Source organism: Salinibacillus kushneri (genome assembly GCF_900111405.1).
Lineage (GTDB): Bacteria > Bacillota > Bacilli > Bacillales > Alkalibacillaceae > Salinibacillus > Salinibacillus kushneri.
The window spans coordinates 39,630-57,315 of the sequence record NZ_FOHJ01000008.1; the positions used below are offsets into that span (position 1 = coordinate 39,630).

Here is a 17,686-nt window from a genome sequence, read left to right on the forward strand (position 1 = left end):
CCTCCTTTATGCATGATGGAATTGTTTTAAGAAGCGAACATCATTCGTATAGAAATGTCTTATATCTTCAATTCCATATTTCAACATGGCAATTCGTTCTGGTCCCATTCCAAAAGCAAAGCCGGAATATATTTCTGAATCAAATCCTGCCATACGTAATACATTCGGATGAACCATACCTGCTCCTAAAATTTCAATCCAGCCTGAATGCTTACAAACCGAGCATCCCTCTCCATGACACATTTTACAGGAAATATCCATTTCAACAGATGGTTCTGTAAACGGGAAAAAGCTGGGACGAAGGCGAATTTCACGATTTTGTCCAAATATTTGCTTGGCAAAGGAATTTAATACGCCTTTTAAGTCGCTCATGCGTACATTTTCATCAACATACAATCCCTCAATTTGTGTAAATTGGTGGGAGTGTGTTGCATCGTCTGTATCACGCCTATATACTTTACCAGGACAAATGATTTTCACAGGTCCTTTCCCTTTATGCTTTTCCATCGTTCTTGCCTGAACAGGGGATGTATGGGTACGCATTAACAGTTCCTCTGTAATATAAAAGGAATCCTGCATATCTCGAGCAGGGTGACCTTTTGGAAGATTCAGCGCCTCAAAATTATAGTAATCCTGTTCTACTTCTGGACCTTCTGCAACTTCAAATCCCATGCCAATAAATAAATCTTCTATATCTTCTATCAGCTTGGTTAATAAGTGAGGTCCACCTGATGGCTGCTGATAACCAGGGAGGGTAACATCAATGGATTCCTCCGCCAACTTCGCTTCCAGTGCTTCCTGATCTAATTGTTCCTGTTTGGCATCTAATTCTTTTGAAATGACTTCACGCACCTCATTGGCTAATTGCCCAATAACCGGCCTTTCTTCTTTTGGAAGCTTTCCCATCCCTCGTAAAACTTCAGTTATGGGGCCTTTTTTTCCTAAGTAAGAAACGCGGATTTCCTGTAACTGTTTGGTATCCTTAGCTTCAACAATTTTACTTAAAGCCTCTTGTTTTAATTCCTCAAGACGTTCTCTCATGTTCCATCCTCCTTAAATTTGACTTTGCGTAATGAGACGGTTTATAAAATACTGCCAAAAAAGGTGCGAGGCCGTATTAAAAAAAGCCCCATCCCTTAATAAAAAGGGACGAGACTTTACATTCCGTGTTACCACCCTCGTTGACATACGTATATAGTAGTATGCCCACTTCATTTTCATAACGGATTAAACCGGTACACCTTTACTTGCATAAAGCAAGGTCCTGGCGTCAGCTCCAGAGCGAAGTTTCAATCATGAGGCGGCAAAAAATGCTTTCAGTCTGTGGCATTTTCTCCCTTGATACCGTCTTTATCACGATTTACTAGACTCTTTCTACGCTTTTTCTCATCTTTCGTTATGATGATATTATAGAAAATAAGAATAAAAATTGCAAGTTACAGTTGAATTTTGTACATCATAATCCCTGCAGCAATGCTTACATTTAACGATTCAGCTTGACCTTTTATCGGTATATACACCTTTTGATCTGCTTGATGTAATAATTCCTCCTGCACACCATTGCCTTCATTTCCTAATATTACCGCCACTCTGTCAGGTACAGCTTGTTCCTCTATGGATATTGCATCTCTTAGGGCTGTCACCCATATCGAAAACCCATCACCTTTCAAAGCATCTATCTTAGAAGGTAAGTCTTCAAACAAAATGGGAAGGTGAAACAATGAGCCTTGTGTAGAACGAATCACTTTATCATTAAATAAATCCACACAACCCTTCCCTAAGACAATTCCATCAAATCCAAATGCATCTGCTGTACGAATCATCGTGCCGAGATTGCCCGGGTCCTGAACAGCATCAAACAAAACGAGCTTTTTAGCCTCTTCAGGAATTTGAGATTGCTTTATTTCCACTTCAGCCATTACACCTTGTGGGGTTTCTGTATTTGTCAGCTCCGAAAATACTTTTTCGTTCACTTCTATAATGGGAATATCTTCAGCTGTTCGCACTTTACTAGTATAGCCTTCTTTGATAATCATTTCTTTAATCTGCCAATCACTATGTAAGGCTTCTTCAATTAAATGCTCTCCTTCAATTAAAAAAGATCCGTTTTTCATTCGTTCTTTTTTTCGTTTTAATTTATTCCAACGCTTTACTTTTTTATTTTGTAATGAATCAATCATGTAATCACTCACCCGCACATTTTAGTAAGTAAATGCTTATTTATCCTTCTTATCATACATATTTTTCTTACAAACGGTCAAACTATGCCTATCAAAGTTGAAAAGAATGAGGTGACATTTGATGGATTTGGATTTACGAAAAGCTGTCCTTCACAATGTTTCAGGAAACAGTGCCGATGAAATAGAAGCAACCATTGTAGATGCCATTCAGGGTGGAGAGGAAAAGACCCTGCCAGGCTTAGGCGTTCTTTTTGAAGTATACTGGAAGAATGCTGATGAATCAGAGAAAGAGGACGTTTTGGATGTTATTGAAGATGGATTAAAAAATAAGTAACACAAAAGAAAACGTTTGTAAAAGAACACCAAAAAGAAGTATGTGTCGACTAACAGAACACATACTTCTTTATTTTTCCTTATAAGATCAGATGCTGATTGTATTCTAATATTGCCATACCCAATAAAAGGAAAACAACTAAAAATAAGATTAATCCAAGGTATAGAAGAAGGGATATAACCTTTGTTTTTAAAGAGGTTTCATAATAAGTCTGGAGTCGGTCCAGTTCTTCATCAAGCTCTTTTAGTCGAGTCTGATAGGTTTCTGCCAGGTCCTGAAAAACCGGATAATCTTCTTCTTCATAAAAATCCAATTTGTTCATTGTTTTTTGTACCCATTCTTCTTTTAATTTAGCTTGCTTGATTTCTATTTTATTTTTCGATGTATTCGTATGCTGTTGTAAATAAGATTGCAGCTTTCTATGCTTATATAGCAGATGATTTTTCAACATTATAATCCGATTACCACGTTCTTCTATTTGTAACATTGCTTTTCTTTCATTCTCGAGCTCCGTTAAAAATGTTTGTTCAGATGATAACAGTTTAGTCTTATCTTTTTCCTGATAACGATGCCACCATGTAATGGCTCCAAAAATAAGAATTAAAAATAAAATCGGATCTGGAGAAATAAAAATAATAGGTACAAGAATCAGCAACCCTATTAACCAGATTTTAGTAGATAGAACGGTTACGATCCGTCCTCCATCCAAAGGTGATACCGGAAATAAATTAAATAAATTAATAAGTGCTCCTAATTCGATCACAAGTCCCCAGTAAGGATCTGAGGTAAACAAATAGAGTAAACCAGCAGGAAGGATAGACAATAAGCCAGCCAAAGGGCCACCATATGCTATAAAAAATTCCTGCTTTGCATTTTTAATGTTTTTCGGGTCAATTCCAATTATTGCACCAACAAAAGGAAGAAAAATAGCGGGACTGGTAGGGATTCCTTTCATTTTTGCAGCTGCCAAGTGCCCCATTTCATGAACAAAAATGAGATAAACAATGGCGAGAGCAAACTTCCAGCCAAAAACCATCGCATATCCACCAAGAGAGACAAACATCGAGCCGAGAGTAGCGAATTTGCCAATCTTAAATATTCCAACCACCCATTTAAGCTTGGATAATAAAAATAAACCAACAACTGTAAGCCAGCCCCATATGCTTTTATTTGCTTTTGCTTTTGCCTCCAAAATATATAATTCCCCCTTAAATATCATATGATATTTCCATAATTTCCTAATTAAAGCAATATCATTGTACCATAATACGTTAAGTTTAATAACCCTTACAGAAGAAGGAGAATAAAGCGGAAGCGACCGATAGCACTATCCGTATAGGACGTTGATGGAGAAATCTTATGGAGAATTCTGCAGGACTTTTGGTAATTGGTCCAGAATCAGGACATTTAATCCCTTAAGATAATAATTAAGCATGTGATCCTTAAAATAAAGACCACATGCTTATAAAATAATTAATCAAACGTAATTTCTTTTACCGTATCAGCATCTAAACCTTTAATCACTTCCACAATAAGCTTCACGGCATTTTCAAAGTCGTCACGATGAAGCATAGCCGCATGTGTGTGGATATAGCGTGTAGCAATGGTAATGGATAAGGCAGGCACACCATTTGCAGTTAAATGGATGGAACCTGAATCTGTACCTCCACCTGCCAAGGAAGCATATTGGTAAGGGATATTATGTTTATCAGCTGTATCCACAACAAAATCACGAAGTCCCTTATGAGAAATCATCGATGCATCATAAAGAATAATTTGAGGACCATCCCCCATTTTACTGGATGCATCTTTATCGGAAATACCTGGTGTATCACCTGCAATTCCTACATCCACTGCAAATCCGACATCTGGCTGGATGGTATGTGTAGCTGTTTTCGCTCCACGTAAGCCAACTTCCTCTTGTACCGTCCCAACTCCATAAACGACATTTGGATGCTTCTCATCTTTTAGCTGTTTTAATACATCAATCGCGATAGCTAAGCCAATACGGTTATCCCATGCTTTTGCCAGAAGCATCTTTTCATTATTCATAACGGTAAAATCGAAATATGGAACAACCGAATCACCAGGTACAACACCAAATTCTGTGGCCTCTTCCTTGCTTGAAGCCCCGATATCAATAAACATATCCTTAATTTCGATTGGTTTTTTTCTTGCCTCTGCTGAAAGAACATGTGGAGGTTTTGAACCAATAACTCCTGTTACTTCCCCTTTTTTCGTCAAAATCGTCACACGTTGGGCAAGCATGACCTGACTCCACCAGCCACCGACTGTTTGGAAATAAACAAACCCATCATCATCAATTCGGGTTACCATAAAGCCTACCTCGTCCAGGTGACCTGCAACCATCACTTTTGGTCCATTCTCATCACCGGTTTTTTTGGCAATTAAGCTGCCTAATCCATCCGTAAATAATTCATCTGCATATGGAGCTATGTATTTACGCATAACTTCTCTTGGTTCTTTTTCATGACCTGCAATTCCTTTAGCATCGGTTAAATCTTTTAACATAGTCAAGGTTTCATCGAGTTTTACCATCTATTTGCTCCTCCTTTATATGTATACATCCATTCCTTATTATACCTATCTTTCATTTATTTAACAAAAAGGAAGGATTATTAATACCCTGTATCCTGGCGCTGATGATTAACTTCATTTTTGTTTACGTAAGCTCTTTTAATCATTTCCTCCTCAAACCCAAGACCCTCTCCTAATACTAGAAAGGAATGAAATAATTGCTCATAAGCTGCTTCAGTCTGTTTATTTTTCAACGCAATCGTATTTTCGTATACTTGAAGAAACTCATCTGAAGTACTTGCAAGACTTTCCTGTACTTCATTTCTTGAACCTTCATAAGAAAAGCCAAGTTCCAGTCCCAGGGAAATGATAAAATGCAAACCATCTACATATTCTTCTAAGATGGCAGCATGATCATTAGGGCCTTTATGACTCCAAAACTTAAAGCATCTTGTTTCGTTAGCTAATTCACCAACTTCAACAAGTAAAGCAAGAATTTTTTCATGAACAACATCTGTATTTTCAAGCTGATGCTCCTGTTTAATTCGCTGATCTAATTCGTCCTGCATTTTAAATAGAAGATCCCAGTTCATTATGTCTAACTCCTTTATATATATATTGGACTAAGAATTCCTCCATACAAACATAGGTAAACAGTCCGTAAAATCTGAATTCTAATATCTACTTAATTATATCAAAAAGTGAAACCTTATTTCCTTATTAACCGTAATCATATATAATATAGTCTAAAAATTTTATTGTAGGAGTCGATTTCATCATGATCATCATTTTGTTTCGCCTATTGATCATTTTCGCCATTATCTTTTTTATCTATGCGGCCTATAAGTATATCGTAAATCCTAAACGTAAACTTGAAATCGCTCAAGAAAATCAATCCTTTTATTTTTATGATGAAGAGAATGTAAAGAAAAACTTTTTACTTACGTATAAAGGAGCTCTATTTGAAGGAGAGAAATACTTAGGAACTACAGAAACAGCCTTTGAAGTCGTTACCATCTCGGTAAGTACAAGCAATCCTGATCAATTAGTCGGGATTTCCCGCGAAGATCTTTTTTTCATAGAAAAAGAAATTCTCATCCACTATCCCCATGCAAAAGTTGAATGGCGCCACCCAATCAAAAAAATATTTACTGATGAATAGAAAAGCGGAGGAGATGGACCTAGGGGCCGTAGTTGGACACAAAAAAGCGAAGATGACTGGTCAGGCCCCGAGTTTATCGCATATCATAAGTTGTTTATTTAATGGAGGAAAGAGCAATGCTTGAACGATTTTTCGTATCCTATATTGTTATGATGAATGGAATTGGATTTCTAAGCATGGGGTGGGACAAGCGGAAAGCAATTAAAGGCAAATGGCGGATTTCAGAAGCAAAACTATTTCTTATTGCTTTTATTGGCGGTGCAATTGGAAGTACTTTTGGTATGTTTCTATTTAGACATAAAACAAATAAGCTGAAATTTAAAGCAGGATTTCCATTATTGACTGGGTTAACCATTGCTGCGTTATTTTCTCTATATAAGAACCTGTCATAAAGGCTCGTCTTATGTCATATACATGAAACAAACACCATCAGGGAAGGGGCTCTATCATGGAACAGCTGACTTCTTGGGTATTTACAATCGTAGAGTCCAGTGGAATGTTTGCTCCGGTACTGTTTATTGGCATGCATTTATTAAGACCCCTTATATTCATGCCTGTTGCCTTTATTTGTGTATCAGGTGGTATATTATTTGGTATGGTATCTGGGACAATTTATTCGGTGATTGGCATTACCTTATCAAGTATTTTCTTTTATCGTTTTCTGGTATTCATGCCCAAAACCTTCAAAAGATTAGTGAGACTTAAAACGAAGATCTTAGGAAAACAAAGGCAAATTTCCAAAGGGCAAATCGTCCTGTTACGTCTAATGCCATTTATCCATTTTCATTTGTTGTCCCTGTGTATCCTGGAAATATCACGAAATTATAAGGAGTACTTTAAGCTATCATTGCTCTCAAATGTTCCTTTAGCGGTTATTTATACATCTTTTGGTCAGTGGATTGCAAGTTTGTCACCAATGATTATGGGTGCAGTTGTAATTGCAATTCTCCCTATGATTTACTTATTAAGACAAAAAGAGATTGTTGTGCGATGGGAAGATTTTTTCCATAAAGACGATGAAATGGGCCAAGGATCCCCCCCTATGAACAGGGTTAGTTAATCATAAAAGAGAAGTCCCGCTGTCTAATCTATGGCAGGGGACTTCTTTTCTTTTGAAGAATGTTGTTCTGGACCTGACCAGTCGCTTTTCCGTATCTTGCTGTGACTTCCAGGCTCAAGGCCAGCATAAGCTAAGAAAATGACCAAAAAAGAAAAACTTGGTTTAATACATAGTTTTATGGATTCATAATCCTTTGAATAAATTGTTTAGTACGTTCTTCACTTGGATTCCTTAGTACATCTTTTGGAGAACCCTGCTCAACGATATAGCCATTATCCATAAATAAAACGCGGTCAGAAACCTGTTCAGCAAATCGCAATTCATGGGTAACAATAGCCATCGTCCATCCTTCATTGGCCAAATCTTTTATGACTTTTAATACATCCCCTACTAATTCAGGATCAAGCGCAGACGTTGGTTCATCGAATAACATTAATTCAGGTTGAATCGCTAAAGCTCTGGCAATTCCAACCCTTTGCTGCTGGCCTCCGGATAATTGATGAGGATATAAATCCATCTTATCTGAGAGTCCAACTTTTTCTAATAAATCCCTAGCTAACGTCATGACTGCATCCTTATTCCTTTTCTGTACAATTAAAGGTCCCTCTATTACATTCTCTAACGCTGTTTTATGTGGAAATAAATTATAGGACTGAAATACCATACCAGATTTCAGACGTAAGCGCGTCATATCATTTTTCTTGATATGATCAGAAAAATGAAGCTCCAGGCCATCATCAAACGAATACGTGCCTTTATCTGGTCTTTCTAATGCATTTAAACACCGTAATAGCGTTGTCTTTCCTGAACCAGAAGGACCAATAATAGTAAGAATGTTTCCTCTCTCTATTTCCAAATTAATATCTTTGAGCACCTCTTGGTCCCCAAATGCCTTTTTTAATCCTTTTACACTTAAAAACAAAAAAATTCCTCCCACCTAAGACACATAACGTTCAAGGCGTTGTTCAATACGATCCTGCACAAGTGATAGGATAAAACAAATAACCCAGTAAAGAAGTGCAGCTTCAACATAAAGCAACATAAAATCATAAGTCCGCGCAGCGATTTCCTGGGATTTTCGAAATAACTCAGTTACTAAAATTAATGATGCTAATGATGTGTCCTTTACCAGACTAATAAACGTATTTGATAATGGAGGAATAGAGACACGAGCAGCTTGAGGAAGTATAATTCGCCTTAAGGATTGCCCGTAGCTCATCCCAACAGTCTGTGCAGCTTCCCACTGTCCTTTAGGAATTGACAAAATAGATGCCCTAATCACTTCTGATGCATAGGCACCAACATTTAGTGAAAACGCAATAATCGCACTAGGAAAGGGATTAATGGTAAAACCAAGCTGTCCTAAACCATAGAACACAATAAAGAGTTGTACAAGCATGGGTGTTCCTCTAATAGCTGAAACATAAACCCGCGCAGGAATGGTAAGGAATTTATAACTTGATAATCGCATGATGGCGGTTATTAGAGCAAGCATAATTCCGGTTGTAAATGAAATCAAGGTTAGAGGTATTGTTCCCTTAATGGCCCCTTGAATCATGGGCCATAAGGAATTAACAAATAAATCCCAACCTTTCATATTTGCTGATATAGTAAACAAAAGACTATTGAGAAACATCTTCACCAAACCATTTCTTCGCGATTTCTGTTAAAGTACCATCCTCTTTCATGGCTTCCAGCTGTTCATTGAACGCTTGTACTAACTCTTCATTTCCTTTTCGAAATGCAAACGCGGTTTCAGACACCTCGTCTTGTTGTGCCGCTATTTTTATACCTGCGTCAGGCTGCTGCTGCATATAATCTAATACAGCCAATCGGTCATTTACAGTTATCTGTACACGACCTTGCTTAATCATTTCAATGGCTTGTGCCAGACCTTCAACACCCTGGATTTCAGCACCATGTTCTTTTGCTATTTTTTCATAATTACTTGTAAGAGACTGAGCAGAAGTTTTTCCCTCTATATCGTCAAACGAAGTAACATCGGTATTATCCTCAGGTACAACGACAACAGCTGATGATACAGTATAAGGATTTGAAAAATCATAGTTTTCTTTTCGCTCAGGATTAATTCCTACTTGATTTGCAATCACATCAAATCGTGCAGAGTTTAATCCAGCAAACATGGAATCCCATTGGGTTTCCATGAAATTAACCTCTATCCCCATACGTTTTGCCACTTCTCTCATTACTTCCACATCATATCCAGTCAATTTATCTTCATCATTATGAAAAGTAAATGGAGCATAGGTTCCTTCTGTTCCGACATTAATTACACCTTTCTCCATAATTTCGTCATATAAACTTGCACCTTCTGCGTTTGTGTCCTGATTAGATGTAGAATTATCTTCATCACTTGTTCCACATGCTGCAAGTACAAGTGTTATACCTAACATCAATATCCATAATCCTTTTTTCATGTCTATTTCCCCTATCTGTTTAGTTGGATTTCTATTTTGAACAAAATTGATTATACAAACATTCATATTCCCTTGCAACTAAAATGACTCTCTTATCATTATCATATCTTTATAAACGAATTATATCCACTTGAGGAACATAAAAAAGACTGGATCAATAAAGTGTACCCTTTATAGAGGTCAATTTACAGAAGCCAGTCTTTTTCATATTATTGTTATTATTTAAGTGCTTCTTTCGCTTTTGTTACAAGGTTAGCAAAGCCTTGCTCATCGTTTACAGCTAAATCAGCAAGCATCTTACGGTTTACTTCAATGCCTGCTTCTCTTAGACCGTGCATCAAACGGCTATAAGAAATATCGTTCATACGAGCCGCTGCGTTAATACGAGCAATCCATAGTTTACGGAAATTACGTTTTCTTTGTTTACGGTCACGGTATGCATATTGACCGGACTTCATTACTTGCTGCTTTGCTGTTTTAAATAAAGCATGCTTTGAACCATAATAACCTTTCGCTAACTTTAGAACACGTTTACGACGTCTGCGTGTTACTGTACCGCCTTTTACACGTGGCATAGTTGTTCCCTCCTAATATTCTTATATCATCGTTGTTTTTACTTACTTTTTAGGTAGCATTGAGCTAATACGCTTCATATCACTGTTTGAAACAAGTGCAGATTTACGCAATTTACGCTTTTGTTTTGTCGTTTTATTGGCAAATAAGTGACTTGTAAACGCATGTGCACGTTTTACATTTCCATTACCAGTTTTCTTAAAACGTTTTTGTGTACCTTTATGGGTTTTCATTTTAGGCATAATGTTATCCTCCTTTGATTTAGTGCTGCTCTGTTACGCCAGCTTATTTTTCATTGGTAGGGGCAAGCATCATGAACATGTTACGACCTTCCATTTTTGGCTTGGTCTCAATCGTAGCAATATCTTTACATTCCTCAGCCATACGCTCTAGAACCTCTTGACCAAGCTCTTTATGGGTAATAGCACGACCGCGGAATCGAACAGCTGCCTTCACCTTGTCACCTTTTTGAAGGAACTTGCGGGCATTCCGTAATTTGGTGTTGAAATCGTGTTCCTCAATCCCAGGACTTAAGCGTACCTCTTTAATATTGATGACCTTTTGCTTCTTACGTTTCTCTTTTTCTTTCTTCTGTTGCTCGAAACGGTATTTACCATAATCCATAATTCGGCAAACAGGTGGTTTTGCGTTTGGAGCCACTAATACAAGGTCAAGATTTGCCTGGTCTGCAATTTTTAGAGCTTCCTGACGTGATTTCACGCCGATTTGTTCTCCATCTGCACCAATTAAACGGACTTCGCGTGCTCGAATTCGCTCATTAATTAATGTTTCGCCTTTGCTAATCGTAAGCCACCTCCATAAATAATTTAAAAAAGATCAGGTCTGGCAGTCCGACAATTTATCAAGAAAAGTAGAAGGGCCTCTATTTAACCCTGCCACTAAACAAAAAAAGTGTCGGTACACATACTGCACCCACACTTCACATATTCTTCAAATAAACGAAGAAACGTTTTTTAACCTGCCAACTGCTTTTTAGCGTCGATCAGGCGAGAAGCGGGTGCTTCTACTTTTTACATAGACCTTATTCAATTCACTCTTAGTATTATATGACGGACATGACTCATTTGTCAATATTTTTTACAGAGGGGATCATCATCCCCTCTATAAGAATCATTTTATTTAGATTTATCTGCTACATCCTCTTTCATATTTTCGATGAATGGTTGTAGCTCGATGGTCTCGGAGTCCTGCTGTCCATATTTGCGGACATTTACTGCATTTTGTTCGATTTCTTTATCCCCTACGACCAAAGCATAAGGAATCTTTTGCGTTTGTGCTTCACGAATTTTATAGCCGATTTTCTCATCTCTTTCATCGACTTCTACACGTAATCCTTCCATTCGCAGTTTATCCTGTACCTCTTTTGCATAGTCAAAATGTGCATCCATGGAAACGGGAATGATTCGTGCTTGTTCTGGTGCAAGCCAGGTTGGGAATGCTCCTTTGTATTCTTCAATAAGGAAAGCTACAAATCGCTCCATAGTAGATACGACACCGCGGTGAATAACAACGGGACGATGTTCTTTTCCATCTTCTCCAATATAAGTCAGATCAAAGCGTTCCGGGAGAAGGAAATCTAATTGCACAGTTGATAGCGTTTCATCTTTACCCATTGCTGTTTTGACCTGTACATCAAGTTTAGGACCGTAAAATGCCGCTTCACCTTCCGCTTCTACATAGTCAAGCTCCATTTCCTCCATCGTTTCTCTTAGCAGGGATTGTGCCTTATTCCACATTTCATCATTGTCAATATATTTTTCTTTATCTTCCGGGTCACGATAGGATAAACGGAAGTAATAATCTTTAATTCCGAAATCCTTATAGACCGTTCTTATCAGATTAACCACACGGGTAAATTCATCTTTTAACTGATCTGGACGAGCAAAAATATGGGCATCATTTAGCGTCATTGCTCGCACACGCTGCAATCCTGCTAACGCTCCTGACATTTCATGACGATGCATCGTACCTAATTCTGCGATTCGTACTGGCAGGTTGCGGTAACTGTGGAGCTCATTTTTATAAACCATCATATGATGCGGACAGTTCATTGGCCGTAATACAAGGTCTTCATTATCCATTTCTAATGTTGGGAACATATCGTCCTGATAATGATCCCAATGCCCACTAGTCTTATATAAATCCACACTGCCAAGTACAGGTGTATAAACGTGGTTATAGCCCAACCTTTCTTCAATATCTACAATATAGCGTTCAATAGTACGGCGAATCGTTGCCCCTTTAGGTAACCATAGAGGCAGACCTTGTCCGACTTTTTGATTAACTGTAAATAAATCTAATTCTTTTCCAATCTTACGATGGTCCCGTTCCTTTGCTTCCTCAAGCATCTTCAAATACTCTTCTAACTGACCTTTCTTCTCAAAGGCAGTTCCATAAATACGTTGAAGCATCTTGTTATCACTATCTCCACGCCAGTAAGCACCGGAAATATTCAAGAGCTTAAACACTTTGATTTTACCCGTATGAGGAACATGGGGACCTCGGCATAAATCAAAGAACTCTCCCTGTTTGTAAATCGTAATCGGCTCACCTTCTGGAATATCATCAATGAGCTCCAGTTTTAAGTTATCGCCAATTTCACGATACATTTCCTTAGCTTCCTCACGACTCACTTCCACTCTTTGAACCTCGTGAGCTTCATCTACAATTTTTTTCATCTCTTTCTCGATTTTCTCTAAGTCTTCTGGAGTTATTTTCTCTTCCATATCAAGGTCGTAATAAAAGCCATTTTCGATAACAGGTCCTACTCCAAGCTTAACATTCTTATATAATCGTTTAATCGCCTGAGCCATAAGGTGAGCTGTTGAATGACGAAGGATATCTATCCCTTCCTCATCACGTAACGTCACAATTTCAACACTCGCATCCTCGTGAACTGGTCTGCGTAAATCATAAAGCTCGCCATTTACCTTTCCAGCTAAAGCTTGCTTTTTAAGACCAGGGCTTATGGATTGAGCAATATCTTCACTCGTGGTACCTTCAGGAAATTCCTTTACAGCACCATCAGGGAATGTAATCTTTACTTGTTCAGCCATTTGAATCACTCCTTTATCATTTTTAAATGGATATATACATAAAAAAAGCCCGTCCCTGTAAAAAGGGACGAGCTTGTTCTTACCCGTGGTTCCACCCTAGTTCCGCTAACATGCGGCACTTATGGAATCCGTAACGTGGACCAAGCGCTGATTATTACTTCATTCATAATCAGAGTTCAAAGGTGGTAAACAATGTCTCGTCTTAGGAAGCTTGCAGCCTGTGACCTCCCTCTCTGTGAAGTCGAATTCCATTGCTCATGTCCTTATCATTACCGAATGCATTTTTTACTTTTTAATTATGAATGAATTATATGGATAATTAAATTTTTTGTCAAGCTTTTTTCCCGATAAAAGGGAATTTTTCCATCGATAATACTTTTACATGTTCCTGAAAGATGCTTTGAAGAAAGATAATTTTAGGATCTGAAGGTCTAGATGTATAAACGACAACCCTCTTTGGCGCAACACCAAGTATTGATGGTAAAGGAAATTCAGATGATAATAAATCAATAAAATGTAAAGATTCCTTATTTTGCAGAGCCTTCAGCTCATTTGTTGTATAACGTCTTCCATCTTCTTTAAAAAAATGAAATTCGTGATGATATGTAATCACAAGCAATTTCGTTTTTGGTTCTTTGTCTTTTAAATAATCGCGTAAACGTTGAATAAAATCCTGATAATCTTCTTCTCTTTTCCATTCCTCAATCGCATAGCCCGTCACTTCTATCAATTGTTCCTTGAAATACTGCTGATTATTCTCCATCATAACGTCAAATGATACAATCTGATTCTGACCAATTTGCTGTTCGAATATGTAGTAAAACTCCATAGCCGATTGCAGCTCAGACTGTGTACCATAGCCTTTCGGATTTTGCATCACAGATTGTAATATAGGAATAATATGCATCAGTTCGTGTTCATCCGAAAAGTAATATACCTTTTTTAAAATATCCTTTGAGAGAGCAGGCAATCGGTATTGAATAAATACATAAAGGAGTCCATAAATCACTTTCTCCAACATAGGTTTTTCAAACTGCCCATCTACTCTAACAAAATACGCTGGTCCCTCCCCTCTTTCAAATTGTATTCGATGCTCGTCATCGCTGTAGATTCGATGAAAATATGCTTCTGCTTCTTCTTCGCTAAAAAAATGAATCACCAAACCCATGAACTTCATCCCTCTTTCCGATACAAACTGTTACATTATATGGGATAAAGACAAATAAAATGAACAAAAAATAAAGTGAAACTTCTATCCGCCGAGATTTGTCACTGTCCCACCGAACAAAAATTTCACTTCATATACTATGTTTGGATAACCCATTTGATTTTAATTTAAGATCTTCTATTTTCACCAAGCATTGCTATTGGTTCACTTACCTGTTTCACTCGCTCGATAATTCTCCTGGCTTTTAATTCTTCCGCTTCCACCTTGTTTGCGGAGGCTAACACCACCTCCAGCTCCTTCAAACTATAATTAGAGGTGAAGAAAACAGGCAATTCTTCCATCATCCGATACTGTAATATAGCACCTAACACTTCATCACGGAACCAGGGAGATTGATGTTCAGAACCAATATCGTCAAGAATTAAAACGGGTACACGTTTAAAACGGTCAATTTTTTGGTTAATGGTTGAGTCGTTTATGGATGATTTAATTTCCCTGACGAATTCAGGCATATAAATAAATAAAGATTGAATTTGTAGTTCTGCTAATGCATTGGCTAGTGCGCCTAATAAGTAGCTTTTCCCAACACCAAATGGTCCATATAAGTATAGACCTTTGGAAGGATTGTTTTCTGCTTCATGCAGAAAACGCTCCATTTTACGGATGGCTTCAAAACGCTCTGGATCATCCAAGTCCACTTGATCCAGGCTTGCTTCCAATAACCGTTTTGGCATATGAAGGCTTTGTACGAATGATTTTTTACGAAGCTGTTCATCATGCTGCAGCTTACGGGGACACTTATCATAGGTTAACTGAATCTTCTTACCTTCCGTTGAAATTTTTGGTGCATAACCTTGTACTAAATTACAGCACTCATTCAATGCCGGGCATTTTTCGCATGCTTTAGATTGCGAAGTATATTCATACAGCTTAATCAACTGTCGCTCTATGTCACTGCTTTTTAATTGATTATTCTCCTCTAGAAATTCCTGCACTTCTGGTTCTTTCAAAATTTCGCTCTTCATTTTTTCATAGGATTCCTGGAAGCTATTGCTTTCATTTAGCCATTTTTTGAGTGCTGACTGTATTGATTCCATTCCCAATCACCCTTAACGATTAAAAGATTTCGTGGTCATATTATTCAATGCTTTTTGTAATTCCTGTTTCTCTTTTTCAATTTCCTGGTCACTTTTGGCCTGCTTCTTTGTTTTGGGTTGTTCCGAATTCTCCTCTTTTTTAAACCACTCTGGAAGTACTTCTTTTTTCTTATAGGAAGTTTTCTTTTTATTTCCCCATGATTGATAAAGGTTTGCCTCAGATTTTGCTAATTGCATAGCCTGTTTAGCGGTTTTTACATTTTTACGTGCCCAATGAGTTGCTATTTTTTCTATATAATTACGTGTCAGCTTCATATCAGACTTTTGAAGTACATAATGGACAAGCACATTCATCACACTTTGGGGTAAACCGTGTTTAAACATGGCATTCGTTATCATTTTAACTTCCTGTTCAGACGCAACTCCCGTCCGGGAAAAGTCTTCAAGAATTTCACGATGGGTTATATTTTCAAAATGCTGAATTAACTTTCCCTCTTTGGATTGAGGAGACTGCTTCTGCTCCTGGTTTCTTTCCTTTGTATGATTTATCTTGAGTTGAAGTTCAGGTTTTTCTGTGTGGAAAGTTTTGGCATAGTAGTCTTTGCATGCCTCATGCAGTTCGTCCTTCACTAAATCCATATTTTCATTCACAGACCATAAGAAGGCTTTCTCTAGATAAATCATATCCACATGATAGATTTTGGCCAGATTATTAATAAAAGATTTATTTTCCTTTGTTAAGACTTTGTCGATATCTATATTATTTTTTCGCATACTTTGCTCTAACCATTCAAAATCAACGATTAACGCTTCTTCATCAAAAGAAGATTCTGATGCACCGTTTGGCTCCATTTCTTTATCTTTCTCTTGTGGAAAAATAGTTGGGGTTTGAAGTGTTGAGAATACATCTTTAAATGATTTTGTTTGATCAAATGCCTGGTTAGGCAAGGTTGTTGAACAAAGTTTTTGCTTTAAGTTATCATACTGTTTTTGACCAATATGATGCGCTAATAATATGGACAACATGGAGTCCTCGAAAAAAAGTGTGGTAGAAAAAGGGGGAATCAGTACGTAATGATAGGTGCGTACATCTTTATCCTCCACATAGGTTTTTAACAGTCCAATCGCCTCTAATTTAATTCTAGCTTCGTAGAATTCATCTAAATCAATATTTACAATATTCATTATGTGATGATGTGTAGTATAATTTTGATTCATTTTGGCTTCATTTAAAAGAGTAAGATAAATCGAGACAGCTTGCAGGCCGATTAATGGTTGATACAAATGAGTCAAAGCCATTACATAGTCCTCATGACATGGTGTTTGAAGCTGAATGGAATAGCAATCATTCGGTAGTAAATTTTTTATACGTTCATTCATAAGGAACAGACTCCTTTAACTCAAATATCCTGATCATTACGATTAGTCCTTTTAATTAATTCCTCTAATTCCTGCATAAAAACATTCAAATCCTTAAATTGACGATAGACAGAGGCAAATCGGACATATGCCACTTCATCAATTTCCTTTAAGCGATCCATTACCATCTTACCGATATTATCACTCTGAACTTCTGAATCTCCTTGATTTCGCAACTCTTTTTCTACATCCGAAACCACATTCTCAATCTTCTCAAGTGCAACAGGTCTCTTCTCACAGGCTTTAATTAACCCCCGTAAGAGTTTTTCTCTGCTAAATTCTTCGCGCGTCCCTTCTTTTTTTACAACAATCAACGGAATTTCCTCAATCCGTTCAAATGTTGTAAAACGATATTGACATTTTTCGCACTCACGCCGACGCCTAATAGACCCGCCTTCCTCAATAGGCCTTGAATCGAGCACTTTCGTATTTTTGTATTGACAGTTCGGACATCTCATTATTTATCTCAACTCCGGATTAAAAAGGAATTTTCATTAATTATCTATTACAATATTATAACATAAATAGAAAAGCGAAGGCGACCGGTTAGGTCCGACAGCATAAGCAGAATTCACGGAGTGGCATGCTTTTTCGCCACGTAGTGGATTTTGCTTATGTCTGCTTGGACCTGGGAGCCGTA

20 protein-coding genes and 2 other annotated features are annotated in these 17,686 nt (G+C 37.5%); of the genes, 4 read left to right on the forward strand and 16 right to left on the reverse strand.

Annotation, left to right across the window (positions count from 1 at the left end):
- Positions 1 to 6: 6 nt before the first annotated feature.
- On the reverse strand, positions 7 to 1,041 hold the full coding sequence (gene pheS / locus BMX63_RS12140) for a phenylalanine--tRNA ligase subunit alpha (RefSeq protein WP_093136001.1): 1,035 nt from the start codon (positions 1,039 to 1,041) through the stop codon (positions 7 to 9).
- Between the two features lie 101 nt (positions 1,042 to 1,142).
- Positions 1,143 to 1,386 (reverse strand) — a binding site (T-box leader).
- A 50-nt stretch (positions 1,387 to 1,436) separates the two neighbouring features.
- Positions 1,437 to 2,192: a TrmH family RNA methyltransferase gene (locus tag BMX63_RS12145; protein WP_342732809.1), complete on the reverse strand. Its 756-nt coding sequence runs from the start codon at positions 2,190 to 2,192 to the stop codon at positions 1,437 to 1,439.
- Positions 2,193 to 2,301: 109 nt separating this feature from the next.
- Between BMX63_RS12145 and sspI the strand changes: the two genes are divergently transcribed.
- On the forward strand, positions 2,302 to 2,514 hold the full coding sequence (gene sspI, locus BMX63_RS12150) for a small acid-soluble spore protein SspI (RefSeq protein WP_093136005.1): 213 nt from the start codon (positions 2,302 to 2,304) through the stop codon (positions 2,512 to 2,514).
- 79 nt (positions 2,515 to 2,593) lie between these two features.
- Here sspI and BMX63_RS12155 read toward each other — a convergent pair whose 3' ends face one another.
- The 3 genes from BMX63_RS12155 to BMX63_RS12165 form a co-directional block, all read right to left on the reverse strand.
- Positions 2,594 to 3,706 carry a site-2 protease family protein gene (locus BMX63_RS12155; protein ID WP_093136008.1) on the reverse strand — a complete coding sequence of 371 codons (1,113 nt, stop codon included), beginning with the start codon at positions 3,704 to 3,706 and terminating at the stop codon, positions 2,594 to 2,596.
- A 281-nt stretch (positions 3,707 to 3,987) separates the two neighbouring features.
- Complete coding sequence (locus BMX63_RS12160) at positions 3,988 to 5,073, reverse strand: M42 family metallopeptidase (RefSeq protein WP_093136011.1); 1,086 nt, start codon at positions 5,071 to 5,073, stop codon at positions 3,988 to 3,990.
- Positions 5,074 to 5,153: 80 nt separating this feature from the next.
- Positions 5,154 to 5,645, reverse strand: a complete 492-nt coding sequence (locus BMX63_RS12165) for a dUTP diphosphatase (RefSeq protein ID WP_093136014.1) — start codon at positions 5,643 to 5,645, stop codon at positions 5,154 to 5,156.
- Positions 5,646 to 5,830: 185 nt separating this feature from the next.
- Between BMX63_RS12165 and BMX63_RS12170 the strand changes: the two genes are divergently transcribed.
- The 3 genes from BMX63_RS12170 to BMX63_RS12180 all read left to right on the forward strand — a co-directional run bounded on the left by BMX63_RS12170 (position 5,831) and on the right by BMX63_RS12180 (position 7,274).
- Positions 5,831 to 6,214 (forward strand): sigma-w pathway protein ysdB, encoded by a 384-nt coding sequence (locus BMX63_RS12170; RefSeq protein ID WP_093136017.1) that lies wholly within the window; start codon positions 5,831 to 5,833, stop codon positions 6,212 to 6,214.
- 116 nt (positions 6,215 to 6,330) lie between these two features.
- Complete coding sequence (locus BMX63_RS12175) at positions 6,331 to 6,606, forward strand: DUF1294 domain-containing protein (protein WP_093136020.1); 276 nt, start codon at positions 6,331 to 6,333, stop codon at positions 6,604 to 6,606.
- Positions 6,607 to 6,662: 56 nt separating this feature from the next.
- On the forward strand, positions 6,663 to 7,274 hold the full coding sequence (locus BMX63_RS12180; RefSeq protein WP_093136023.1) for a TVP38/TMEM64 family protein: 612 nt from the start codon (positions 6,663 to 6,665) through the stop codon (positions 7,272 to 7,274).
- 175 nt (positions 7,275 to 7,449) lie between these two features.
- On the opposite strand, the gene BMX63_RS12185 is transcribed toward BMX63_RS12180, so the two are convergent.
- The 11 genes from BMX63_RS12185 to nrdR all read right to left on the reverse strand — a co-directional run bounded on the left by BMX63_RS12185 (position 7,450) and on the right by nrdR (position 17,504).
- Entirely contained in the window at positions 7,450 to 8,196 is a 747-nt protein-coding gene (locus BMX63_RS12185; protein WP_093136026.1) for an amino acid ABC transporter ATP-binding protein, read from the reverse strand.
- A 15-nt stretch (positions 8,197 to 8,211) separates the two neighbouring features.
- Positions 8,212 to 8,910 (reverse strand): amino acid ABC transporter permease, encoded by a 699-nt coding sequence (locus BMX63_RS12190; RefSeq protein WP_093136029.1) that lies wholly within the window; start codon positions 8,908 to 8,910, stop codon positions 8,212 to 8,214.
- Positions 8,897 to 9,712 carry a transporter substrate-binding domain-containing protein gene (locus BMX63_RS12195; RefSeq protein WP_093136032.1) on the reverse strand — a complete coding sequence of 272 codons (816 nt, stop codon included), beginning with the start codon at positions 9,710 to 9,712 and terminating at the stop codon, positions 8,897 to 8,899. The genes BMX63_RS12190 and BMX63_RS12195 overlap by 14 nt, the downstream gene beginning before the upstream one ends.
- A 218-nt stretch (positions 9,713 to 9,930) precedes the next feature.
- The gene (rplT, locus tag BMX63_RS12200) at positions 9,931 to 10,287 is read right to left on the reverse strand and encodes a 50S ribosomal protein L20 (RefSeq protein ID WP_093136035.1); all 357 of its coding nucleotides are present in this window, start codon (positions 10,285 to 10,287) and stop codon (positions 9,931 to 9,933) included.
- Between the two features lie 42 nt (positions 10,288 to 10,329).
- A complete protein-coding gene (gene rpmI / locus BMX63_RS12205; RefSeq protein WP_093136037.1) occupies positions 10,330 to 10,527 on the reverse strand; it encodes a 50S ribosomal protein L35 in 198 nt (65 codons plus the stop codon).
- Between the two features lie 43 nt (positions 10,528 to 10,570).
- Positions 10,571 to 11,089, reverse strand: coding sequence for a translation initiation factor IF-3 (gene infC / locus BMX63_RS12210; protein WP_093136040.1), 519 nt, complete (start codon positions 11,087 to 11,089; stop codon positions 10,571 to 10,573).
- Positions 11,090 to 11,185: 96 nt separating this feature from the next.
- Positions 11,186 to 11,321 (reverse strand) — a sequence feature (ribosomal protein L20 leader region).
- A 100-nt stretch (positions 11,322 to 11,421) separates the two neighbouring features.
- Entirely contained in the window at positions 11,422 to 13,362 is a 1,941-nt protein-coding gene (gene thrS / locus BMX63_RS12215) for a threonine--tRNA ligase (protein WP_093136043.1), read from the reverse strand.
- A gap of 331 nt (positions 13,363 to 13,693) precedes the next feature.
- Complete coding sequence (gene ytxC / locus BMX63_RS12220; RefSeq protein WP_177167291.1) at positions 13,694 to 14,530, reverse strand: sporulation protein YtxC; 837 nt, start codon at positions 14,528 to 14,530, stop codon at positions 13,694 to 13,696.
- Between the two features lie 167 nt (positions 14,531 to 14,697).
- Positions 14,698 to 15,627 (reverse strand): primosomal protein DnaI, encoded by a 930-nt coding sequence (dnaI, locus tag BMX63_RS12225; protein ID WP_093136048.1) that lies wholly within the window; start codon positions 15,625 to 15,627, stop codon positions 14,698 to 14,700.
- Positions 15,628 to 15,639: 12 nt separating this feature from the next.
- Positions 15,640 to 17,007 (reverse strand): replication initiation and membrane attachment family protein, encoded by a 1,368-nt coding sequence (locus BMX63_RS12230; RefSeq protein ID WP_093136052.1) that lies wholly within the window; start codon positions 17,005 to 17,007, stop codon positions 15,640 to 15,642.
- 20 nt (positions 17,008 to 17,027) lie between these two features.
- Complete coding sequence (gene nrdR, locus BMX63_RS12235) at positions 17,028 to 17,504, reverse strand: transcriptional regulator NrdR (RefSeq protein WP_093136055.1); 477 nt, start codon at positions 17,502 to 17,504, stop codon at positions 17,028 to 17,030.
- Positions 17,505 to 17,686 lie beyond the last annotated feature (182 nt).

Excerpts from the sequence above, each read along its gene's own strand:
- pheS (WP_093136001.1), bottom strand. The coding sequence starts at position 1,041 with ATGAGAGAACGTCTTGAGGAATTAAAACAAGAGGCTTTAAGTAAAATT.
- sspI (WP_093136005.1), top strand. The coding sequence starts at position 2,302 with ATGGATTTGGATTTACGAAAAGCTGTCCTTCACAATGTTTCAGGAAAC.
- BMX63_RS12160 (WP_093136011.1), bottom strand. The coding sequence starts at position 5,073 with ATGGTAAAACTCGATGAAACCTTGACTATGTTAAAAGATTTAACCGAT.
- BMX63_RS12165 (WP_093136014.1), bottom strand. The coding sequence starts at position 5,645 with ATGAACTGGGATCTTCTATTTAAAATGCAGGACGAATTAGATCAGCGA.
- BMX63_RS12170 (WP_093136017.1), top strand. The coding sequence starts at position 5,831 with ATGATCATCATTTTGTTTCGCCTATTGATCATTTTCGCCATTATCTTT.
- BMX63_RS12175 (WP_093136020.1), top strand. The coding sequence starts at position 6,331 with ATGCTTGAACGATTTTTCGTATCCTATATTGTTATGATGAATGGAATT.
- BMX63_RS12180 (WP_093136023.1), top strand. The coding sequence starts at position 6,663 with ATGGAACAGCTGACTTCTTGGGTATTTACAATCGTAGAGTCCAGTGGA.
- BMX63_RS12190 (WP_093136029.1), bottom strand. The coding sequence starts at position 8,910 with ATGTTTCTCAATAGTCTTTTGTTTACTATATCAGCAAATATGAAAGGT.
- BMX63_RS12195 (WP_093136032.1), bottom strand. The coding sequence starts at position 9,712 with ATGAAAAAAGGATTATGGATATTGATGTTAGGTATAACACTTGTACTT.
- rplT (WP_093136035.1), bottom strand. The coding sequence starts at position 10,287 with ATGCCACGTGTAAAAGGCGGTACAGTAACACGCAGACGTCGTAAACGT.
- rpmI (WP_093136037.1), bottom strand. The coding sequence starts at position 10,527 with ATGCCTAAAATGAAAACCCATAAAGGTACACAAAAACGTTTTAAGAAA.
- thrS (WP_093136043.1), bottom strand. The coding sequence starts at position 13,362 with ATGGCTGAACAAGTAAAGATTACATTCCCTGATGGTGCTGTAAAGGAA.
- ytxC (WP_177167291.1), bottom strand. The coding sequence starts at position 14,530 with ATGGGTTTGGTGATTCATTTTTTTAGCGAAGAAGAAGCAGAAGCATAT.
- dnaI (WP_093136048.1), bottom strand. The coding sequence starts at position 15,627 with ATGGAATCAATACAGTCAGCACTCAAAAAATGGCTAAATGAAAGCAAT.
- BMX63_RS12230 (WP_093136052.1), bottom strand. The coding sequence starts at position 17,007 with ATGAATGAACGTATAAAAAATTTACTACCGAATGATTGCTATTCCATT.
- nrdR (WP_093136055.1), bottom strand. The coding sequence starts at position 17,504 with ATGAGATGTCCGAACTGTCAATACAAAAATACGAAAGTGCTCGATTCA.